This is a genomic window from Candidatus Symbiothrix dinenymphae, from assembly GCF_001431085.1.
Genome location: NZ_BBRU01000413.1, coordinates 1 through 446 on the forward strand (window position 1 = coordinate 1; position 446 = coordinate 446).

At 44.2% G+C, this 446-nt stretch carries 1 protein-coding gene; it reads left to right on the forward strand.

Features of this window, described 5'->3' with window-relative positions; genetic code table 11:
- Positions 1 to 288 (forward strand): HisA/HisF-related TIM barrel protein (locus tag ASC50_RS04645; protein ID WP_262482202.1); only part of this gene is annotated, 288 nt, incomplete at its 5' end.
- Positions 289 to 446 lie beyond the last annotated feature (158 nt).

The window sequence follows — 446 nt, forward strand, 5'->3', positions numbered from 1 at the left end:
AAAGAAGCCGAAAAACGCGGCGCAGGCGAAATCCTGTTCACCTCTATGGCGCACGACGGCGCAAAAACAGGCTACGCCAACGAAGCATTGGCGCAATTATCAGAAAACTTAGGCATCCCCATCATCGCCTCCGGCGGCGCAGGCAAAAAAGAACACTTCAAAGACGTATTCACCCTCGGAAAAGCCGACGCAGCCCTCGCAGCCAGCATCTTCCACTTCAACGAAATCCCAATAGCAGATTTAAAACAATATTTGCAAAACGAAGGAATTTCAGTTAGGAAAAGGTAAAGCACAAATAAGAGTTAAGAACAAAAAAAATTATTACAGTTATATATTTTCATTATGAGTAACAAAAAATTAACTCCTTTGGAGGCGTTAAAACGGCAGGAGGCGCGCTTGTCAGCGGATGCAAATGCTTTGACGGTGGATATAAAAGACAATTGGAG